General features: G+C 60.8%; 22 protein-coding genes. 12 read left to right on the forward strand and 10 right to left on the reverse strand.

From position 1 onward, the window contains the following. Positions 1–276: 276 nt before the first annotated feature. Positions 277–2754 (forward strand): phospholipase C/P1 nuclease family protein, encoded by a 2478-nt coding sequence (locus PH547_RS18140; protein ID WP_285169002.1) that lies wholly within the window; start codon positions 277–279, stop codon positions 2752–2754. Positions 2755–2786: 32 nt separating this feature from the next. Here PH547_RS18140 and PH547_RS18145 read toward each other — a convergent pair whose 3' ends face one another. Then, positions 2787–4370 carry a peptide chain release factor 3 gene (locus PH547_RS18145; protein ID WP_104821766.1) on the reverse strand — a complete coding sequence of 528 codons (1584 nt, stop codon included), beginning with the start codon at positions 4368–4370 and terminating at the stop codon, positions 2787–2789. A gap of 92 nt (positions 4371–4462) precedes the next feature. Between PH547_RS18145 and dut the strand changes: the two genes are divergently transcribed. Next, on the forward strand, positions 4463–4933 hold the full coding sequence (dut, locus tag PH547_RS18150; RefSeq protein ID WP_104821765.1) for a dUTP diphosphatase: 471 nt from the start codon (positions 4463–4465) through the stop codon (positions 4931–4933). A 10-nt stretch (positions 4934–4943) separates the two neighbouring features. Here the strand turns inward: dut and PH547_RS18155 are convergent, their stop codons facing one another. Beyond that, complete coding sequence (locus tag PH547_RS18155) at positions 4944–5408, reverse strand: Lrp/AsnC family transcriptional regulator (RefSeq protein ID WP_285169003.1); 465 nt, start codon at positions 5406–5408, stop codon at positions 4944–4946. A gap of 109 nt (positions 5409–5517) precedes the next feature. Here PH547_RS18155 and PH547_RS18160 point away from each other — a divergent pair, with 109 nt between their 5' ends. Further along, positions 5518–6432 (forward strand): DMT family transporter, encoded by a 915-nt coding sequence (locus PH547_RS18160; RefSeq protein WP_285169004.1) that lies wholly within the window; start codon positions 5518–5520, stop codon positions 6430–6432. Beyond that, positions 6429–6731, forward strand: a complete 303-nt coding sequence (locus PH547_RS18165) for an NIPSNAP family protein (protein ID WP_285169005.1) — start codon at positions 6429–6431, stop codon at positions 6729–6731. The genes PH547_RS18160 and PH547_RS18165 overlap by 4 nt, the downstream gene beginning before the upstream one ends. Here the strand turns inward: PH547_RS18165 and PH547_RS18170 are convergent, their stop codons facing one another. Both PH547_RS18170 and PH547_RS18175 read right to left on the reverse strand, forming a co-directional pair. Further along, the gene (locus tag PH547_RS18170; protein ID WP_104821761.1) at positions 6732–7364 is read right to left on the reverse strand and encodes a LysE family translocator; all 633 of its coding nucleotides are present in this window, start codon (positions 7362–7364) and stop codon (positions 6732–6734) included. A gap of 20 nt (positions 7365–7384) precedes the next feature. After that, positions 7385–7942, reverse strand: a complete 558-nt coding sequence (locus tag PH547_RS18175; RefSeq protein WP_104821760.1) for a cysteine hydrolase family protein — start codon at positions 7940–7942, stop codon at positions 7385–7387. A gap of 128 nt (positions 7943–8070) precedes the next feature. Between PH547_RS18175 and PH547_RS18180 the strand changes: the two genes are divergently transcribed. Both PH547_RS18180 and cysK read left to right on the forward strand, forming a co-directional pair. Further along, positions 8071–8688: a LysE family translocator gene (locus tag PH547_RS18180; RefSeq protein ID WP_104824963.1), complete on the forward strand. Its 618-nt coding sequence runs from the start codon at positions 8071–8073 to the stop codon at positions 8686–8688. 135 nt (positions 8689–8823) lie between these two features. Continuing rightward, a complete protein-coding gene (gene cysK / locus PH547_RS18185; RefSeq protein WP_104821759.1) occupies positions 8824–9792 on the forward strand; it encodes a cysteine synthase A in 969 nt (322 codons plus the stop codon). A gap of 70 nt (positions 9793–9862) precedes the next feature. Here cysK and PH547_RS18190 read toward each other — a convergent pair whose 3' ends face one another. Beyond that, positions 9863–11395, reverse strand: a complete 1533-nt coding sequence (locus tag PH547_RS18190; RefSeq protein WP_104821758.1) for a YifB family Mg chelatase-like AAA ATPase — start codon at positions 11393–11395, stop codon at positions 9863–9865. 133 nt (positions 11396–11528) lie between these two features. Here PH547_RS18190 and PH547_RS18195 point away from each other — a divergent pair, with 133 nt between their 5' ends. After that, complete coding sequence (locus tag PH547_RS18195; RefSeq protein ID WP_104821757.1) at positions 11529–11930, forward strand: hypothetical protein; 402 nt, start codon at positions 11529–11531, stop codon at positions 11928–11930. 56 nt (positions 11931–11986) lie between these two features. On the opposite strand, the gene gshB is transcribed toward PH547_RS18195, so the two are convergent. The 5 genes from gshB to rsmI form a co-directional block, all read right to left on the reverse strand. Beyond that, entirely contained in the window at positions 11987–12934 is a 948-nt protein-coding gene (gshB, locus tag PH547_RS18200) for a glutathione synthase (protein ID WP_104821756.1), read from the reverse strand. Between the two features lie 109 nt (positions 12935–13043). Then, positions 13044–13547, reverse strand: coding sequence for a cupin domain-containing protein (locus tag PH547_RS18205; RefSeq protein ID WP_199773512.1), 504 nt, complete (start codon positions 13545–13547; stop codon positions 13044–13046). Between the two features lie 96 nt (positions 13548–13643). Then, entirely contained in the window at positions 13644–14639 is a 996-nt protein-coding gene (locus tag PH547_RS18210; RefSeq protein WP_104824961.1) for an exonuclease/endonuclease/phosphatase family protein, read from the reverse strand. Between the two features lie 103 nt (positions 14640–14742). Beyond that, a complete protein-coding gene (locus PH547_RS18215; RefSeq protein ID WP_104821755.1) occupies positions 14743–15111 on the reverse strand; it encodes a YraN family protein in 369 nt (122 codons plus the stop codon). Beyond that, positions 15104–16012, reverse strand: a complete 909-nt coding sequence (gene rsmI, locus PH547_RS18220; protein ID WP_285169008.1) for a 16S rRNA (cytidine(1402)-2'-O)-methyltransferase — start codon at positions 16010–16012, stop codon at positions 15104–15106. The genes PH547_RS18215 and rsmI overlap by 8 nt, the downstream gene beginning before the upstream one ends. Before the next feature lie 246 nt (positions 16013–16258). Here rsmI and dnaN point away from each other — a divergent pair, with 246 nt between their 5' ends. The 5 genes from dnaN to PH547_RS18245 all read left to right on the forward strand — a co-directional run bounded on the left by dnaN (position 16259) and on the right by PH547_RS18245 (position 19816). Further along, positions 16259–17377 (forward strand): DNA polymerase III subunit beta, encoded by a 1119-nt coding sequence (gene dnaN, locus PH547_RS18225; RefSeq protein ID WP_285169009.1) that lies wholly within the window; start codon positions 16259–16261, stop codon positions 17375–17377. 163 nt (positions 17378–17540) lie between these two features. Beyond that, a complete protein-coding gene (gene pmtA, locus PH547_RS18230) occupies positions 17541–18134 on the forward strand; it encodes a phospholipid N-methyltransferase PmtA (RefSeq protein ID WP_283048733.1) in 594 nt (197 codons plus the stop codon). An 86-nt stretch (positions 18135–18220) separates the two neighbouring features. Then, complete coding sequence (locus tag PH547_RS18235; RefSeq protein WP_285169011.1) at positions 18221–18814, forward strand: histidine phosphatase family protein; 594 nt, start codon at positions 18221–18223, stop codon at positions 18812–18814. After that, positions 18811–19503, forward strand: a complete 693-nt coding sequence (pyrF, locus tag PH547_RS18240; RefSeq protein WP_285169012.1) for an orotidine-5'-phosphate decarboxylase — start codon at positions 18811–18813, stop codon at positions 19501–19503. Before PH547_RS18235 ends, pyrF begins: the two co-directional genes overlap by 4 nt. 25 nt (positions 19504–19528) lie before the next feature. After that, positions 19529–19816, forward strand: a complete 288-nt coding sequence (locus PH547_RS18245) for a DUF1330 domain-containing protein (protein ID WP_285169013.1) — start codon at positions 19529–19531, stop codon at positions 19814–19816. The last annotated feature ends 24 nt before the right edge of the window (positions 19817–19840 follow it).

The raw sequence follows: 19840 nt of genomic DNA on the forward strand, positions 1-19840 counted from the left end.
CATGGCGTTATATTCGATAGAATATCGCGAAAGTGCAATTTCCCTGATCGCTGCGCCGTGTTCTGTGATCGGCAATATTAGCCGGCTTTTTGGCCTCTACGGCAGTTGTATTGCCGATGGATAAACTGTCACAAAAATTGTAGGATCATGTGTCTCTAATGCAGAATGCCATCACACCAATCGTGATGAAATGCCGTCTGATGCAATCATTTCGCTCGCGGCGCATGCTTTTCGAAAGCCACATCCAAACAACTCTGAAACCTGGTGGGCGGACCCATGGATATCCTCTTCAAAAGCAGCAGCAACTTCGCCTCTCTTTCCCTTAAGGACCTGGTGGAGGCGCGCGATCTCTTCCACTACCATTTGATGAACAAGAAGAACGTGGTGGCGACCGCGCTGGGTCTTTATAGAATTCGCAAGAGCGATCCCTGGCCCTCCAAGCGTGAGGACGCGACGCGCAAGCGTTCTCCGGAGAGCGAGCGACGAACGCTTTTCAACTCGGAAGTACGCCCCTATTCCTGGCCCTGTGTCTATGTCTTCGTGTCCAGTTGGGAATATGAGAAGGATCTGGCGAAGACGAACCCTTCCGATGTCGTCCCCAAGACGCTCTATCTGCCGGACGGGCGAACCGTGCCGGTCTGCGTCATCGAAGCGCGCAAACAGCCGCTATCCAAGGACCTGAAGATCAAGCTCGACAGCAGGACACCGCGCAATCTGCTTGCGCCGGGCTCGGCCATCATCAACGAGGATGGTCAGGGCATGACCCGTCTGGCGACCGCGGGCTGCGTCGTGCGCGATAGCGAACGCTATTTCGTGATGACCAATCGGCATGTCGTCGGCGAACCGGGGACCGAGATAAGCGCCTTGCAGACCCATCGCCGCCCCAAGATCGGTGTCAGCGCGAAAAAGGGTCTGGGCCGGCAGGACTTTCGAACGATCTATCCGAATTTCGCCTCAACGAACCAGCGCCTGCTGATGGACGTCGGATTGGTGGAACTTGACAACATCCTGCAATGGAAAACCGAGTTTCCAGGCATCGCCCCCATCGGACCGGTGTTGGACCTTTACGACAATAGCTTCAGCCTCAAGCTGATCACCATGAAAGTGATTGGCCAGTCCGCGGTCACCGGCACCATCAGAGGCGAAATCCACGGCCTGTTCTATCGTTACAAGGCGATGGGCGGATCGGAATATATCAGCGATTTCCTGATCGGCCCGGAGACCTATGGCATCGACAAGGAGCGCCTGAAGAGCGAGGAAGATGCTGAAGCGCGCAATCTGACTGAGAATATCGGTCTCGGCGTTCATCATGGCGATTCCGGCACAGTTCTCTTCATCGAGCATGTTGAAAAGACCGACAGCGAGGATACAAAGGCCGTTAAAAAGATCAGCTATTATCCGTTCGCGCTGTTGTGGGGGAAAGAAGAGTTCTTCGAAGACGGTGAAAGCCTGTCCCAGCCCTATGCGCTCGCCACATCCCTCAGCACGGCGCTCGATCACCTGGATCTTGATTTCGTACGCGACATCAATCTGGATCAAGATTTCATCTGGGGATGGGTTGGACACTATATTATCGGCCGCTCCCTGCCCTTGTCCGCAGATCTCGTGACATCACAGAAGCTGAAAGACTTCCTCGACAATAATCTCGATCTCTTGGCGCTCACGCCGGACGCTGCGCTCGGCAACGATCCGCGCGTTCTCGAAAAGGACGATGACGAGGTTCATTTCGTGCCGCTGGCCGACGTTCCCGACAATGTCTGGAAAAGCAATGTCAATTTCATCATGGTGGAAGGACCAGACGGCAAGAAGCAGCGCAAGGTTGGACCCGGCAGTCGCGGACAGAACGATAATCCGAACCATTTTGCCGATCTGGATCTCCCCTATGAGAATGGCGAGACGTTTCTCGCTCTCAATCAATCCGCGCCGGACACCTACCTCAATCCTAAAGCCTGGATCGACTATTTTGCCGAGATAAAGCCCCAATATGATGCCTGGGCGCAATTGCTCGATCCCAATGCCGACCTGCGCAACAAACATTGGGGAGCTTTGCCCTTCAGAGTTCACCAGCTATTCGACATCATGGTGAAGGCGGCGAGGGATGGCGATGCAGCGATGTTTCTCTGCGCCGGCGGCGTCCTCATCCACTATATGGGCGATGCCTGCCAGCCGCTGCACACTTCCTATCTCTCGCAGGGCGATCCGGCCAAGGTTGTCCCGCGCCCGCGATCCAGCAAAATGAAACTTGAAGCCGATGGCGTCCATGTGGGCTACGAAGACGACATGATCGCCTATGGTTATCAGCAGAAGAACCTCGGCGCGGAACTCGCACAGCGCATATCGGATCTTGCCGCCGAGCCGATGCCGTTGATCACCAATGGCTATGAGGCCAGCAAGGCGGTCATAGCTCTCATTAGCGCGACGCAAAGGGATATAGCGCCGCGAGATATCGTCGACAAATGGGTTGAGTTCATCGGCAAACCAGCCAAGGAGAAGGCGGCGGCGATGTGGGATGACTTCGGTGACCGCACCATCAGCTGCATGGCGCGGGGCACCCGCTATCTGGCGAAGATCTGGCAGGCCGCCTGGGAGCAAGGCAATGGCGACGCCAATATCCAGGCAGCCGCCGCTATCACCGAGGCGACCATCATGGCACTCTACAACGATCCAGATAAGATGCCATCGGTAGCGCTCGACCGATATCCGGACGATTGGAATTCCGATTGGTCAAAGATAACACGGAAAGTGCAGGCATAGAGCACTGCCGTCGTGCCGGCAAAGAACCGATATCACGCCGCCTTGACGGCGTGATATTCCTTGATGGCGACCATCTTGATAGCCGGATAACGTTCAGATTCGTAGCGCAGCGAAAAGCCGTCCTGGGCGAGGAAGACCGGATCGCCGTCGAGGTCACGGGCGATATCGCCGCGGCGCGCGGTGACGAACTTGTCGAGATCGCCGGTCTGATCGGCGGAGATCCAGCGGCAGACGGAGAAGCGCGACATTTCGAAGGAGACCGGCAGGCCGTATTCGGCCATCAGCCGCTCTTTCAAGACGTCGAGCTGCAGCGCGCCGACGACGCCCACGATAGCGGGCGAGCCATCTTCCGGCGAGAAGAGCTGCACGACGCCCTCTTCGGCCATCTGCTGCAGCGCTTCCTTCAGCTTCTTTGCCTTCATCGCGTCTTCAAGACGAACGCGGCGCAGGATTTCCGGCGAGAAATTCGGTACGCCCTGGAAGACGAGGGATTCGCCTTCCGTCAGCGTATCGCCGATGCGCAGCGTACCATGGTTCGGAATGCCGACCACGTCGCCGGCATAGGCGGTGTCGGCGAGCTGACGCTGCGAGGCGAAGAAGAATTGCGGTGCGGTCAAACCAAGCTGCTTGCCGGTGCGCGACAGCCGGGCCTTCATGCCACGCTCCAGCTTGCCGGAGCAGATGCGCGCAAACGCGATGCGGTCGCGGTGGTTCGGGTCCATGTTCGCCTGGATCTTGAAGACAAAGGCCGTCATCTTGTCGTCAGTCGCCTGCACGGTTCTGATATCGGCGACCTGATCGCGCGGCGGCGGCGCGAAAGCGCCGAGCGCGTTGATGAGATCGCGCACACCGAAATTGCGAAGAGCCGAGCCGAAGAAGACCGGCGTCATGTGACCTTCCAGGAAGGATTCCCGGTCGAAGGGACGGCAGGCTTCGATAGCAAGCTCGGTCTCGTCGATGAAGGCTTGCCGTTCATTTTCCGGCAGACGGTCGGCGACGGCCTGCGGGCCATTGACCCGGGCAGCCTCTACTTCTGTGTCGGAGCCGCGGACGGTATTATCAGCCAGATGATAGGAGCCGCAGAAGGTCTTCGACCGGCCGATTGGCCAGGTGACCGGCGCGGTGTCCAGTGCCAGCTTCTCTTCCACTTCATCGAGAATTTCGAAGGGGTCGCGGCTTTCGCGGTCCATCTTATTGATGAAGGTGATGATCGGGATATCGCGCATTCGGCAGACTTCGAACAGTTTCAGCGTCCGCGGCTCGATGCCCTTGGCAGCATCGATGACCATGACGGCCGCATCGACCGCGGTCAGCGTGCGATAGGTATCGTCGGCGAAGTCTTCGTGACCGGGCGTATCCAGAATGTTGAAGACGTTGCCGTCATACTCGAAGGTCATGACCGAGGTCACGACCGAGATGCCGCGCTCGCGCTCGATCTTCATCCAGTCGGACCGCGTCTGCATGCGATCCTTCTTTGCCTTGACCTCACCGGCAAGCTGAATGGCGCCGCCGAACAGCAGCAGCTTTTCGGTGAGCGTCGTCTTGCCCGCGTCCGGGTGGGCGATAATAGCGAATGTGCGGCGGCGGGAGACCGCCTCGGCGAGACTTTCGGCCATGCTTGTGAAATCCTGTGAATTGCGGCTGTATCTAGCGATTCAAAGACGGGATTGCAATTGACCTCAGCGATTCCAGCACAAACTAATGCCGCATGACCATTCACACCGATACGCGCCCGACGCTGAACCTCATCCGCTTGGCCCATGGCCAAGGCCTCGATTTGCCCGCCTATGAGACCAAAGGCGCGGCCGGCATGGACCTGCGCGCGGCCGTCGAGGAAGGCGCGACGCTGACGCTCGCGCCCGGCAAACGGGCGCTGGTGCCGACCGGTTTCATCTTCGAGATTCCCGATGGTTTCGAAGCCCAGATCCGCCCCCGCTCCGGCCTCGCCTTCAAGCACGGCATAACCTGCCTCAACACGCCTGGCACGATCGACAGCGACTACCGCGGCGAAGTGAAGGTGCTGCTGATCAATCTTGGCGACGAGCCGTTCGACATCACCCGCGGCATGCGCATCGCGCAGATGGTGATCGCGCCGGTAACGCAGGCGCGTGTCGCGGAAATCGCCCACGTCAGCGAAACGACGCGCGGCGCCGGCGGCTTCGGCTCTACCGGCGTGTGACGGCGGAATTTTAGCGGGAGAGCGGCGGCAGGCGCCGCTTGACCGGGGTCGCCTTGATCATCGACGTGTTCGTCTCGGCGCGCTCGGCGATCTTGTCCAGGATGCCGTCCAGTTCGCCCATCGAGCGCACCACAAGGCGGCCGATGAAGCAGTCGTCGCCGGTGACCTTGTCGCATTCGATGAATTCCGCTGTCTCCTGGATGATACGCTCGACCACATGCAATTGACCGGGCAGCGGCCGGATGCGCACGATCGCCTGCAGGGGATAGCCGATCACCTCTGGCGCGATATCCACGGTGAAGGCCGCGATGACGCCACGCTCCTCCAGCCGACGCAGCCGCTCGGCAGCGCTCGGCGAGGATAATCCAGCGACTTCAGCCAGCTCCTTCAGCGAAATCCGGGCATTGCTGGCCAGGGCCTCCAGCATACGCTGGTCGATCGCGTCGAGCTCTATGGTCGCATTAGGCGCACCCATATTTCCACCTCATATAATTAGGCGCTCTATCCACTATTGTTTATTCAGATTATATCATCCGCTTCCTTCCCGCAATATTATCAGGCTCCGGAAAACGGGGAGCCCGACAATGAACGAGATAAGACGCGGCACAGCGGAAATGACAGCAGCGATGCTGATTTCGGGGACGATCGGCTGGTTCGTGCTGATGTCGGGGCAGCCTGTTACCGGCGTCGTCTTCTGGCGCTGCCTGTTTGGTGCACTCACGCTTCTTGTTGTCTGCGGAGCCATGGGTCTGTTGCGCCCCGGCATTCTCAGCCTCAGGACCTTTGCGATCGCCGTCACTGGCGGTATCGCTATCGTCCTCAATTGGCTGCTGCTTTTCGCTGCCTATTCGCATGCCTCCATCTCGATCGCGACAACGGTCTACAATACGCAACCATTCATGCTGCTCGGCCTCGGCGCGCTGTTTCTCGGCGAAAAGATCACGCTCACCAAGCTTTTCTGGCTGGGTCTCGCCTTTGCCGGCATGGCTGTCATCGTCGAAGGCAAACCCGCGGAGACGGCGGGCATCGGCAGCTATGCCATCGGCATCCTGCTTTCGCTCGGCGCCGCTTTCTTCTATGCGTTGGTCGCTCTGGCCGCCAAATGGCTGAAGGGCACGCCGCCGCATTTGATCGCCCTGATCCAGGTTTCGACCGGCATTCTGATGCTTGCGCCCTTCGCCGATTTCTCGGCTCTGCCGCGGGACGCAGGCGGATGGTCCATTCTGATGACGATGGGCATCGTCCACACCGGCTTGATGTATGTGCTGCTCTACGGCGCGATCCAGAAGCTGCCGACGCATCTGACCGGCGCGCTGTCCTTCATTTATCCGATCGCCGCCATCGTCGTCGATCGCTTCGCCTTCGGCCATGTGCTCGGCATGGCGCAGATCATCGGCGCTGTGATCATTTTGGCCGCGGCGGCCGGCATGAACCTCGGCTGGACGATCGCCTTGCCGCGTCCTAAAAGCGGTCGTCTTTCAAAGGAAGCCACCGAATGATCACCTGCTATATTCGCTATACGATCGATCCTTACAAGCTTGCGGAATTCGAACATTACGCGAAACTCTGGATCCCGCTGGTCAACCGGCTCGGTGGCACGCATCACGGCTATTTCCTGCCGCACGAGGGCGCCAACAATATCGCACTGGCGCTCTTCAGCTTCCCGAGCCTTGCTGCCTACGAGGGCTACCGGCAGGCGATGGCCGAGGATGCCGAATGCCGCGCCGCCTTTGCCTATGCGGAGGAGACGCGTTGCATTGTCAGCTATGAACGCAGCTTCATGCGGCCCGTGTTCTGATCAGCGCTGCGCCTCGAAGGCCATGCGCATGGCGAGCCCGGCCAAGACCGTGCCCATCAGCCAGCGCTGCACCAGCATGAAGGACGGACGGCTTGAGAAGAACAGCGCGACGGAGCCGGCCGTCAGCGCGATGATGGAGTTGAGCGTCACGCTGACGGCAATGTGGGTAAAGCCGAAAATGACGGATTGGTTGAAGACGCTGCCGATCGTGGGATCGATAAACTGCGGCAACAGCGAGAGATAAAGGACCGCGACCTTCGGGTTCAGCAGGCTGGTCACCAGGCCCATGCCGAAGAGTTTGCGCGGTCCATCCTTCGGGAGATCGCGGACCTGGAAGGCCGAACGGCCGCCCGGCCTCAGCGCATTCCAAGCAAGCCAAGCGAGATAGGCGGCACCGGCAAGACGCAGCGCGTCATAGGCAAAGGGCACGGCGAACAAGAAGGCCGTGATGCCGAGCGCGGCCGAAAGCATGTAGAAGACGAAACCGAGCGCCACACCGCCGAGCGAGATCAGCCCGGCCCCCGGCCCCTGCGAGATCGATCGCGACACCAGATAAATCATGTTCGGCCCGGGCGTCAGCACCATTCCGGCAGCGATCAGGGCAAAGGTGATGATACTGGCGAGATGCGGCATGGAGGTCTCCGGGGGGGAATTCAGAAGGCGATTTGGGCGGTCGGGATAAGCTTGATCTCATGCGGGCCGGCATCGAAGCCGTCCAGCAGCATATTATGATGAGCGATGATCGCCTCGAATGTCAGCTTGCCCATATCGGCGGTGGTATGACCGTCCGAGAGCAGCGTCACATCGAAGCCGAGCGAAACCGCGCGTCGTGCAGTCGTGTCGACGCAGAATTGCGTCATGCAGCCGCCGATGACGAGATGGGTGATCCTCTTTGCGCGCAAGCGCGCCTCGAGATCGGTCTCGAAGAAGGAATCGCAGCTCGTTTTATGCACGACCACATCGCCGGCTTCCGGTGCGATTTCGCGGCGCAACTGCCAGCCTTCGCCGCGCTTTGCCAGGCGATGCGTTCCCTGGCCATCATGCTGGACGATGAAGGAAGGAATTCCGGCGGCGCGGGCCTTTCGCTTCAATTCCGCAAGCCTGGCTACGACCGCCTCCAGAGCGGCGTCGATCGCTGGTTGGCGCTCTGGCGAGCCGAGGCCGCTCAAAATGGCATTCTGAAGGTCGATCAGGAGCAATGCGGACGACATGGGAGCCTTATGCAACACGGTTTCGACGGGCCGTTACCCTTGGTAGTATGTTCGCGCCGTTTGCGCAATCGCTTGAAAACGCAAGAGTGCTGCGATACAGCAATTGCCTATTCCTGGAGGATCGCACCATGACGCTTGCAGCCCTGCTCGCCTATAGCGGCGCGCTTTTCATCGCCGCCGCGATTCCCGGGCCGGGCATCACCGCGATTGTTGCCCGCGCTCTCGGCTCCGGCTTCCGGGAGACCTTTTTCATGGGTCTCGGGCTCGTGCTCGGCGATATGATCTACCTGACAGCGGTCATTCTCGGCCTAGCCTTCGTGGCGCAGACCTTTACGGAGATCTTCATCGTCATCAAGATTGCCGGTGCGCTTTATCTCGGCTATATCGCCTGGAAGCTCTGGACCGCTGGGCTGCTCTCCACCGATGTCGCAGCGAAAAAATCGATGAGCGCCGGCATGTCCTTCCTCTCCGGTCTTCTGGTGACCCTTGGCAACCCGAAGGTCATGTTATTTTACGTGGCGCTCGTGCCAACCCTGATCGACATCGGCAGCATCGGGCTTCGCGAATATGCCACGCTGCTTGCGGCGACCTTCATCGTGCTGTTGGTGGTGCTGATCCCCTATATGCTGCTCGCTTCCCGGGCCCGCACCTTCCTTAAGAGGCCAAAAGCGCTGCAGATTTTGAACCGGGTCGCCGCCAGCATTCTCGCCGGCACGGCTGCCTTCATCGCTGCCCGCGCGGCCTGAAAAAACCTTTCTCGGCACAACGACGCGGGAGATTCTTTTCCCACGGTAGAGGATCGGCAGAGTGATCCCAGACTGGTTTCCGCCGACGTTTAATCCTATTGTGCCTGTACAATTCCAATGGAGGGAGAGCTACCCATGTCCGACACCCGCAAACCAGGCCGCGGCCGCGTCTATGCCTCGATCACCGACACCATCGGTGACACGCCGATCGTGCGTCTCGACAAGCTGGCCAAGGAGAAGGGCGTCAAGGCCAATTTGCTGGCGAAGCTCGAGTTCTTCAACCCGATCGCTTCCGTCAAGGACCGTATCGGCGTTGCCATGATCGAGAGCCTTGAAGCACAGGGCAAGATCACCCCCGGCAAAAGCGTGCTGATCGAGCCGACCTCCGGCAATACAGGCATAGCACTCGCTTTCGCCGCCGCCGCTAAGGGCTACCGGCTGATCCTCACCATGCCGGAGACGATGTCGATCGAGCGCCGCAAGATGCTGCTGCTGCTCGGTGCCGAGCTGGTGCTGACCGAGGGTCCGAAGGGCATGAAGGGCGCGATCGCCAAGGCCGAGGAACTGGCATCGACGCTGCCCGACGCGATCATCCCGCAGCAGTTCGAAAACCCGGCCAACCCGGAAATCCACCGCAAGACGACAGCAGAGGAAATCTGGAACGATACGGACGGCCAAGTCGATATCCTCGTGTCCGGCATCGGTACCGGTGGCACGATCACCGGCGTCGGCCAGGTGTTGAAAGCCCGCAATTCGAATATCAAGGTCATCGCCGTCGAGCCGGCTGACTCGCCTATCCTCTCCGGCGGCAATCCGGGTCCCCACAAGATCCAGGGCATCGGCGCCGGCTTCGCCCCGAAGATTCTCGATACGCATATCTATGACGAAGTCGTCACCGTCACCAATGACGAAGCTTTCCAGCATGCACGCCACATCGCCAAGCTCGAAGGCGTGCCAGTCGGCATCTCCTCCGGTGCGGCCCTGGCGGCTGCAATTAAGATCGGCCAGCGTCCCGAAAACGAAGGCAAGAATATCGTCATCATCATCCCCTCCTTCGCCGAGCGCTATCTCTCGACGGCGCTGTTCGAAGGGCTGGGCGGCTGACACGGTCAGCTTCGATCGTCAGGGATTCAAAGGGCGCTGCGGTGCCCTTTGTCATTTCAGCCGTTTGCGCTTACGCCGCAGCGGTCAGCCGTTCGCCGGCAATGCGGTAGGAAATGGCTTCTGCGAGGTGGATGCGCCCGACGGTTTGCTTGTCGTCGAGATCGGCGAGCGTGCGGGCCACTTTCAGTACGCGATGATAGCCGCGGGCGGAAAACTTCATCTTCTCGGCCGCGTCGCGCAGCAATTGCAGGCCGGCGGCGTCCGGCTCGGCGATCGTTTCGATCATCGATGTCGAGCAGCGGGCATTGGTGGAAATTCCCTTCATCCCGGCAGCCTCGAAGCGTTCGCGCTGCCGCTCGCGGGCACGGGCGACACGAAGCGCGACATCGGCGCTCTTTTCGGCCGTCGTCGGGCGGATGAGATCGGCCGCAGAGACGGCGGGCACGTCGAGGCGGATATCGATGCGGTCCAACAGCGGTCCGGAAATCCGGCCCTGATAATCCGCGACGCAGCGCGGGCCGCGGGCGCAGGTGTGACCCGGCTCGCCGGCCATGCCGCAACGGCAGGGATTCATCGCTGCAACCAATTGAATGCTCGCCGGATAGGAAACGCGATGATTGGCCCTGGCGATGACGCATTCGCCCGATTCCAGCGGCTGGCGCAGCGCGTCCAGCGCCTGCGGCGAAAACTCGGGCAATTCATCGAGAAAAAGGACGCCGTGATGGGCAAGCGAGACCTCGCCCGGGCGGGCACGCAAGCCGCCGCCGACCAGCGCCGCCATGGTGGCGGAGTGATGCGGCGTGCGATAGGGCCGGCGGTCGGAGAGCTTTCCGCCCGAAAGCTGACCGGCAACGGAATGGATCATCGACACTTCCAGCAGCTCCGCCGTCGACAATGGCGGCAGAATGGATGGCAGGCGCGAGGCCAGCATCGACTTGCCGGAGCCGGGCGGGCCGACGAAAAGCAGATTATGTCCCCCGGCCGCCGCCACTTCCAGCGCCCGCTTGGCGCTTTCCTGGCCCTTGATATCGGCGAGATCGGGGACGTTGGCGGCATTGGCGCGGATCGCCGGTTCGGGGCGTGACAGAACCTGGGTGCCGCGGAAATGATTGGCGAGCGCGATCAGGCTGCGCGGCGCGAGAATATCGATGTCGGCGCCGGCCCAGGCGGCCTCAGGACCGCTTTCGGACGGGCATATCAGCCCCTTGCCGATGGCATTGGCGGCGATCGCGGCCGGCAGCGCGCCAGCGACCGGCGCGATCGTGCCATCGAGGTTGAGCTCGCCGATGACGGTGTAGGCCGCAAGCGCATCCGCCGGGATGGCGCCCAGCGCCGCCATCAGCCCAAGCGCGATCGGAAGATCGAAATGGCTGCCCTCCTTGGGCAGGTCCGCGGGTGCGAGATTGACCGTGACCTTCTTCGGCGGCAGCGACAGGCCAGAGGCATGAAGAGCTGCCTGCACCCGTTCGCGGCTTTCGGCCACGGCCTTGTCCGGCAGACCGACGATATGCATCAGCACCTTGCCCGGGGAAATCATCACCTGCACTTCGACAGGAACGCCCTCAATGCCTTGAAACGCAATCGTGCTGACGCGCGCTACCATCCCCGCCCTCTTTTAACTCGTTTACCGTTATCAATTTTTCATAACAGACTATGGGTTGCATAGTGGCAGAAAACATGGAATAAAACAAGAACAATAAAAGAACGAAGGGACGATTTCTACAATCGGAGCAAATATGAGACTTGTAGTATCGCTATCCCTTCTACTGAGCGCTGTTCTGGCCGGCTGCCAATCTATCGATGGCGGGGATAATCTGGAAAAAGGCGCTCCCTATCAATTAAGCGCCAAGGAAATTGCCGCGGTGGAAAAGGGTTTGCACGAGCAGCTTCCCTATGAGGGCGTGCTGATCTTCGGGCCGATGGCGGCTTCCAAGGATAGCAAGGGCTACGTCAGCGTCTGCGGCACCATCAGCTCCTTTGGCGGCCTGCACGGTGTCATGGACAAGCGGCCTTACGTCGGCATGATGGTCGACGTGAAACCACTTTTCGGCTTCGTGCCGACGGTCATCGCAGACGATAGCTCCACCGGACCGTCGGCAGTGATCCTAACCTGCCGCCGGATGGGCATCGCGATATAGCCCGCCTTGCGGCGAGCGGAGGGGTGGCGTCACGATTCCTAGAGGGCTGGCGCCCCTCAAGCCCGCTTCGCTTCGATCGCATCCCACAACAGGCTGGCGATGTCGGCGCCGCCGAAGCGCTTGACTTCGCGCAGGCCGGTCGGCGAGGTGACGTTGATCTCGGTCATATAGTCGCCGATGACGTCGATGCCGACGAGCAGGAAGCCGCGCGCTCTCAATGCCGGGCCGATGCGCTCGCAGATTTCCTTTTCGCGCGGCGTCAGTTCGGTCGCCTCGGCGCGGCCGCCGACATGCATGTTGGAGCGGCTGTCATGCTCGGCCGGCACACGGTTGATCGCGCCGACCGCCTCGCCGTCGACGAGGACGATGCGCTTGTCGCCCTTGCGCACGTCGGGCAGATATTGCTGAGCGATGAAGGGCTCACGGAAGAGCTGGCCGAACATTTCGAGCAGAGAGGATAGATTGCGGTCGTCCCGCGTCGAATGAAAGACGCCGGCGCCGCCATTGCCGTAAAGCGGCTTCAGGATGATATCGCCCATCTCCTCGCGGAAGCGGCGAATTTCGGCAGGATCGCGCGTGATCAGCGTCTTCGGCATCAGGTCGGCGAATTCGGTGACGAAGATCTTTTCCGGCGAATTGCGCACCCAGGCCGGATCATTGACGACGAGCGTCTTGGGGTGGATGCGCTCCAGCAGATGCGTCGAGGTGATATAGGCCATGTCGAAGGGCGGGTCCTGGCGCAGCAGCACCACGTCCATGGTCGAGAGATCGACGCGCTCCGGCTCGCCGAGCTCGAAGTGATCGCCCTTGACGTCGCGAAGGATCATCGGCTCAACCGTCGCGTAGACATTGCCGTCACGCATGCTGAGGCGCTCGGGCGTGTAATGGAAGAGCTTGTAGCCGCGGGTCTGGGCTTCCAGGCTCATGGCGAAGGTCGAGTCACCCGCAATGTTGATGCTCTTCACATGGTCCATCTGGACCGCAACATTCTTGATACCAGCCATAGTCAGCCCTCGCTCGAATTTGCGGACAGATGTAGGTCGGCCCGCATCCAAACGCAACGGCTATTCAAGGGCTTCCGTCAGAGACGTCTTTCGTCTGGGCTGGCCGCGCTCAGGCGGCAAGGCCCTGTGCGCCGCCCTGCCGGATGAAGTTGCGCAGGCGATAAGCCATGGTCAAAGGCTTCGGGAATGGCTTGCGGCAGAAGGCGACCTTGCGCAGATAGTGATCAATGCGCCATGTGGCCCAGGTTCCGCCGGCGAAATAGGCGACATCGCCCGCGCTGAGCGTGCGTTCGACGCCGTCTTCCGTCGTGATATGCACCTCGCCCTCAAGGATCATCACCGTTTCGTCCCAGCCGAAATACCAGCGAAACTCGCCTGCCGTGCAATCCCACAGCGCCGTCATCGCGGCATCATCCCGCCCACGCGAATGCTCGGCAATGCGCGCAACCGGATCGCCGGCCAGGATCCAGGACGGTTCGATCGGCGAGGGCTTCATTTCCATCTCATCGCTGGCGCCAGCCACGAAGCTCTTCGACTGCGGCAAGGCAACAACAACCGGGACCGCACGCGCGGCAAAGGCCGCCATGCTCGCCAACATTAATCTCAAAACCATGCAATCCCCCAATTCCAAGCGCGTCTCAGTTTCCATTGCACGGAAGAGGTAACGGCGCGGTTCATGAAATCTGGCGCATTTTAATGATTGCAGAGATCAGGCAGAAAAACCTTCGATTGTACAGACGACCATGTCATGATCGGATAGCGGCTTGCCCTCCTCATTGAGGGAGGAAACAAGGTGGCTTTCGCCGATCTTCAAACCGCGGGTGATGAACCAATCGAGCTTCATGGTGCGATCGGGAAAACGCGTGATCAGGCTCGGGCGCGTGCTCGTCTGATCCAGCGGGCCACCATGGCATTCAAAGCCGCGGCCTTCGGCCGTGGCGAACAGGGTATCGGTCGAGAAATCACCGCCGGTGTGATTGCCGGTATTGAGATCGCCGCCGATCAGGATCGGAAGACCGGGCGCGAAGGCCTCGACAGCGTCGATCAACGCCGCCATCTGCCGCTCGCGATAGGCAGCGGTCGCGACACTTTCGAGATGGACCGACACGGCAACGAGGGGACCGGCCTCGGTCCCGACGATGGCGCCGACAGCACAGCGATCGCCGATGCGCGGCTGCTCATTTCCGTCGTTGAACCAGACGGCCTCGCCCGGCAGGCGGAAGAGGAAAGCATCCTTCAGGGCAACGGAGGACATCAGGGCGTTGCCGTGAAAGCCCTTCTCGTTGAAATCGTCGCGGCAGAAGGAACGCTCGATTTCCGAGCCGAGGCTGAGTTCCAGGAATTCCACGCCATAAGCATAATTCATGCCGAGTTCGCCGGCGACGATCGCGGTCGGGTCATTCTGTTCGGTGCGCGCCATGCCCTCGTCCATCTCGGAGAGCAGGATCAGCGGCGCTTTGGTCGCCTTCAGCTTGGCGGCGGATTCGAGGGGGAAAAGGCAGCGCTCCAAATTCCATGCAGCCACCGTGAAGGGGAAAGCAAGCGGCCGATCCTCGCCAGTCACGCCACCAACGCGCACCGTGTTCATACAGGCAAGCGACGCCAATGTTGCCGCGTGAATGTCAGGGGTCTTTTCCAACGAAATGAAGCCCTTGCGTTCCTCCTGCGAGGGAACGGCGAAGGCGGAAACGGTACTGCGGATCATCATAAGACCTGTCGAAATGGGTGAGGCGCGATGCCTGGAAGTGGGCTGAAGCGCGATAGCCCGGCAATAGTTGCGCTTTGTGACGTTGCCATGATGGCAGACGTTAAAAAGCATCCGGAAAATGGCGTGGCCAGCGGCCAGGCAGGATGGCAACGATATCGTAGCGCTGCGACAACAGCGCATAGTCTGGCTGGCGGGCAAGCCAGAGGTCGCTCGCAGCACGGATGCGCCTTTGCGCGGAAAAAGAGACGGCATCGATCGCCTCTTGTTCGCCGCGCCGGGCTTTGACCTCGACGAAGACGGCGAGATCGCCTTTGCGGGCGATGATGTCGATTTCGCCGAGCTTGGTACGATGGCGAATGGCGAGGATGCGGTAGCCCTTGAAGAACAGGAAAAGTGCTGCGGCATATTCCGAGACATGGCCGCGCCGCCACGCCTCCCGCCGCTTCAGCCTCTCGCCGGTCTCAGCCATGGCGCTCCTTCATATCGAGCAGTCGCTGGTAAAGCTCCTTGCGCGGCAGGCCGGTGATGCGGGCGGCTTCTGCCGCGGCCTTGGCGGTCGACATGCTGCGGGCGAGATCCCCAAGAATGGCCTCGACATCCGCCTCGGCCGTAATACTTTCCGCCGGCGGGCCGACGAGCAGCACGATCTCGCCTTTCACATGCTCGACGGCCTCATAGAACACGGCAAGCTCGGTGAGCGTGCCGCGACGGAATTCCTCGAAGGTCTTGGTGAGTTCGCGGCAGACGGCCGCCTTGCGCTCGCCGCCAAGTACATCGGCGGCTGCGGCGAGCGTCGCGGCGATGCGATGGGGCGATTCAAAGAAGATGAGGGTAGCGGGAACGGCGGCGAGTTCGGCCAGCCGGTCGCGGCGGCCCTTGTCCTTGGCGGGCAGGAAGCCAGCGAAGAAAAAGGCGTCGTTGGGCAGGCCGGAGCCGACCAGCGCGGCGAGCGGCGCGGAGGCCCCGGGGATCGGCACGACACGGTAGCCCGCCTCGATCGCCTGCAGCGCCAGCCGGTAGCCGGGATCGGAGACCAGGGGCGTGCCGGCATCGGACACCAGCGCCACCGAGCGGCCAGCTTCCAGCGCCTGCAGCAGCCGCGGCCCTGCCTCGTCGGCATTGTGCTCATGATAGGCGAAGGGTCGGTTCTGTATTCCGTAACGGTCGAGCAGCACGCGGGTGACGCGCGTATCCTCGCAAGCGAGAACATCAGCGCCGGCCAGCGTTTCCAGCGCCCGGAGCGTGATGTCGCCGAGATTGCCGATCGGCGTGGCGACAAGATAAAGCGCCGGCTCCAGCGGACGGGCAGGAACCGTGGTATTATGCAGGCGGAAACTGCGCGCTCCGCCGCTTGTATGTTCGTCGCTCATGCCGACCCTGGATTCGCCTCGGATTCATCGTCTTTATGGGCGAGGTATGGCCTGACGGCAAGAGCGGTGCAAATCCTGTGAGCATTGTCGGCCAAATACCGAAATGAGGTGCAGCATACCCGGATGCCTCTTGCATTCGCATGCTGAGTTCTGTCATTTTGCCCGTCCAATCTCGGGCCTTGTCCGAAAAAGCATCCTTCGGGCGCCTGTGGCTGCCCGGGAGTAACGGTCGAAAGCGGTAGCATCATGCGTATTACAATTGAGCGGTCGAACCTCCTGAAATCGCTGAACCACGTGCATCGCGTGGTCGAGCGTCGCAACACGATCCCGATCCTGTCCAACGTGCTGCTCAAGGCCGAGGGTACAAGCCTCGACATGAAGGCGACCGACCTCGATCTCGAAATCACCGAGGCGACGCCCGCCAATGTTGAGAAGGCCGGCGCCACCACCGTACCGGCGCATCTCCTCTACGACATCGTGCGCAAGCTGCCGGACGGTTCGGAAGTGCTTCTCGCCACCAATCCTGACGGCAGCTCGATGACGGTAGCCTCGGGCCGCTCGAAATTCTCGCTGCAGTGCCTGCCGGAATCCGACTTTCCGGACCTGACCGCCGGCAGCTTCAGCCATTCCTTCAAGCTGAAGGCGTCGGACCTGAAGATGCTGATCGATCGGACGCAGTTTGCGATTTCGACCGAAGAGACGCGTTATTATCTGAACGGCATCTTCTTCCACACGATCGAAAGCAAGGGCGACCTGAAGCTGAGAGCGGTGGCGACCGATGGTCACCGTCTCGCCCGCGCCGATGTCGACGCCCCCTCGGGTTCGGAAGGCATGCCGGGCATCATCATCCCGCGCAAAACGGTCGGCGAATTGCAAAAACTGGTCGACAGCCCCGATGTTGTCGTCACCGTCGAAGTGTCCGATGCGAAGATCCGCCTGACGATCGGCTCGATCGTCATGACCTCGAAGCTGATCGACGGCACCTTCCCCGATTATCAGCGCGTCATCCCCACCAGCAACGACAAGGAAATGCGGGTCGATTGCCAGAGCTTCGCCCAGGCCGTCGACCGCGTCTCGACCATTTCGTCGGAGCGCGGCCGCGCCGTGAAGCTGGCACTGTCGGACGGCCAGCTCCTGTTGACGGTCAATAACCCCGACTCCGGAAGCGCGACCGAAGAAGTCGCCGTCGGCTACGACATGGACGCGATGGAAATCGGCTTCAACGCCAAATATCTGCTCGACATCACCGCGCAATTGTCCGGCGATGCGGCGATCTTCCTGCTTGCCGATGCTGGCTCGCCGACGCTGATCCGCGACACGGCCGGCGACGATGCTCTCTATGTCCTGATGCCGATGCGCGTCTAGCGAAACCGAAGCGCCCTTCATGCGTTCTTCGGAACGACAGAGGGGCGCTTTTCTTTGAGCCTGTGCAGCTTGCGACATTTTCTCTTTGTATTGCGCCATGGCATTGCAAGATGAGAGATAAACGATATGTAAGCCGTAACTGTTAAAACTGGTGGGGGAGAGCATGGCGCTGCGTCTCAAGGAACGGCTGGGCAAGAAGTTCGACGAAGAAATCCGTTTCTTCAAGGGTATGATGCAGGGTCCGAAAACGGTCGGTTCCATCGTTCCGACCTCCTCGATTACCGCCCGCAAGATGGCGAGCGTCGTCAATATCCATTCCGGCCTGCCGGTGTTGGAGCTCGGCCCCGGCACGGGTGCGATCACCAAGGCGATCCTGGCGCGCGGCGTCGAACCGGAAAATCTCGTCGCCGTCGAATATTCCACCGACTTCTATAATCATCTCGTCCGTCTTTATCCCGGCGTCCATTTCATCAATGGCGACGCCTTCGATCTCGACAAGACGCTTGGGGTGTTGCGCGGCCAGACCTTCGATTCCATCGTCTCGGGTATTCCACTGCTGAACTTTCCCATGAAGGCGCGCGTCGCTCTGCTCGAAAGCCTGCTGGACCGCATCCCACCCGGCAGGCCTGTGGTGCAGATCTCCTACGGACCGGTCTCGCCGATCATTGCCCGGCCGGATCGCTATCATATCCGCCACTATGATTTCATCGTCCGTAATATCCCGCCGGCCCAGCTCTGGGTTTATAGCCGGGGCTGAGGCTATCCAGGAAGAGTCATCTTGCCACCGCGTTTCGGCTGGACATATTCCTGTTCCGAGACCCTTCAGTATGGAATCCTGCTCCGATGTTCGCTCTCTATATTACGCACCCGCAGGTGCGCATCGATCCCTCTGTGCCGGTTCCGGACTGGGGTCTTTCCGATATCGGCGCAGAACGCGCCAGACTGGCGGCAAATCGCGCATGGGCGCGTGAGCTCGGCCTGATCGTTTCCAGCGGCGAGCGCAAGGCGATCGAGACTGCCGAAATCCTGGCGACAGCCAGCGGCGCAGCTGTCCAGATCATCGAAGCCATGCATGAGAACGACCGCAGCGCCACGGGCTTCCTGGCCCCGCCTGAATTCGAGAAGGCGGCCGACTGGTTCTTCGCCCATCCGCATGAAAGCTTCAAAGGCTGGGAGCGCGCGATCGATGCGCAGGCGCGGATTGTCTCGCAGGTAGAGGCCGTTCTTTCGCGGCACGACCCGCGCATGCCCATCGCCTTTGTCGGCCATGGTGGCGTCGGTACGCTGCTAAAATGCCATCTCGAGGGCAAGCCTATCGCGCGCCAGGGCGATCAGCCGCCCGGCGGCGGCAATCTTTTCTGTTTCGACCTTGCGAAGCGCGCCGTCTCATGCGACTGGACGCCTATGGAAGATTGGCAGGGGGTGGAGTTGAGATGACCGCACGCGACCGCTTGATCGTTGGACTGGATGTTCCAAACCTTCAGGAGGCCGAAAAGGTCGTCACGACGCTCGGCGACGATATTCTCTTCTACAAGATCGGCTATCAGCTCGCCTTCGCCGGCGGCCTGGAGTTTGCCCGCGACCTTGCCGCCGACGGCAAGAAGATCTTCCTCGACATGAAGCTGCTCGACATCGACAACACGGTTGCGTCCGGCGTTGAAAACATCGTCAAAATGGGTATGTCGATGCTGACGCTGCATGCCTATCCGAAGGCGATGCGCGCCGCCGTTGCCGCAGCCAAGGGTTCCGATCTTTGCCTGCTCGGCGTCACCGTGCTGACCTCGATGGATGAAGAGGACCTCATCGCCGCCGGATACGAATATGACCCGCATACGCTGGTGCTGCGCCGCGCCGAACAGGCGCTCCTCGCCGGCATGGGCGGCATCGTATGCTCGGCCGAAGAATCCTCTGCCGTGCGCAAGATCATCGGTCCGGACATGGCGCTGGTGACCCCCGGCATCCGCCCGACCGGCAGCGACAAGGGCGACCAGAAGCGCGTGATGACGCCGACCGAGGCCATCAAGGCCGGATCGAGCCATCTCGTCGTCGCCCGGCCGATCGTCAAGGCGGCCGATCCGAAGGAAGCGGCCCGCGCCATCCTCGCGGAGATGGACGCCGCGCTCTAAATTGCAGGAAACAGGGAGACCGGACATGGCAAAGGGATATTGGATCGCACGCGTGGATGTACGCGACCCCGAGCGCTACAAGGACTACGTTGCCGCCGCCAAGCAGGCTTTCGAGAAATACGGCGCGGTTTTCCTCGCCCGCGGCGGCGCTTTCACGCCACTGGAAGGCCAGGCGCGCAGCCGCAATGTCGTCATCGAATTCCCGTCGCTGCAGCATGCTGTCGATTGCTACAACTCGCCGGAATATCAGATCGCCGCCAAGATTCGTCATGAAGTCGCGGACGCCGAAATGGTGGTCGTCGAAGGCATCTAACGCTTTTAAAAAGCAGCCGGAACA

The organism is Rhizobium cerradonense, assembly GCF_030182455.1.
GTDB lineage: Bacteria > Pseudomonadota > Alphaproteobacteria > Rhizobiales > Rhizobiaceae > Rhizobium.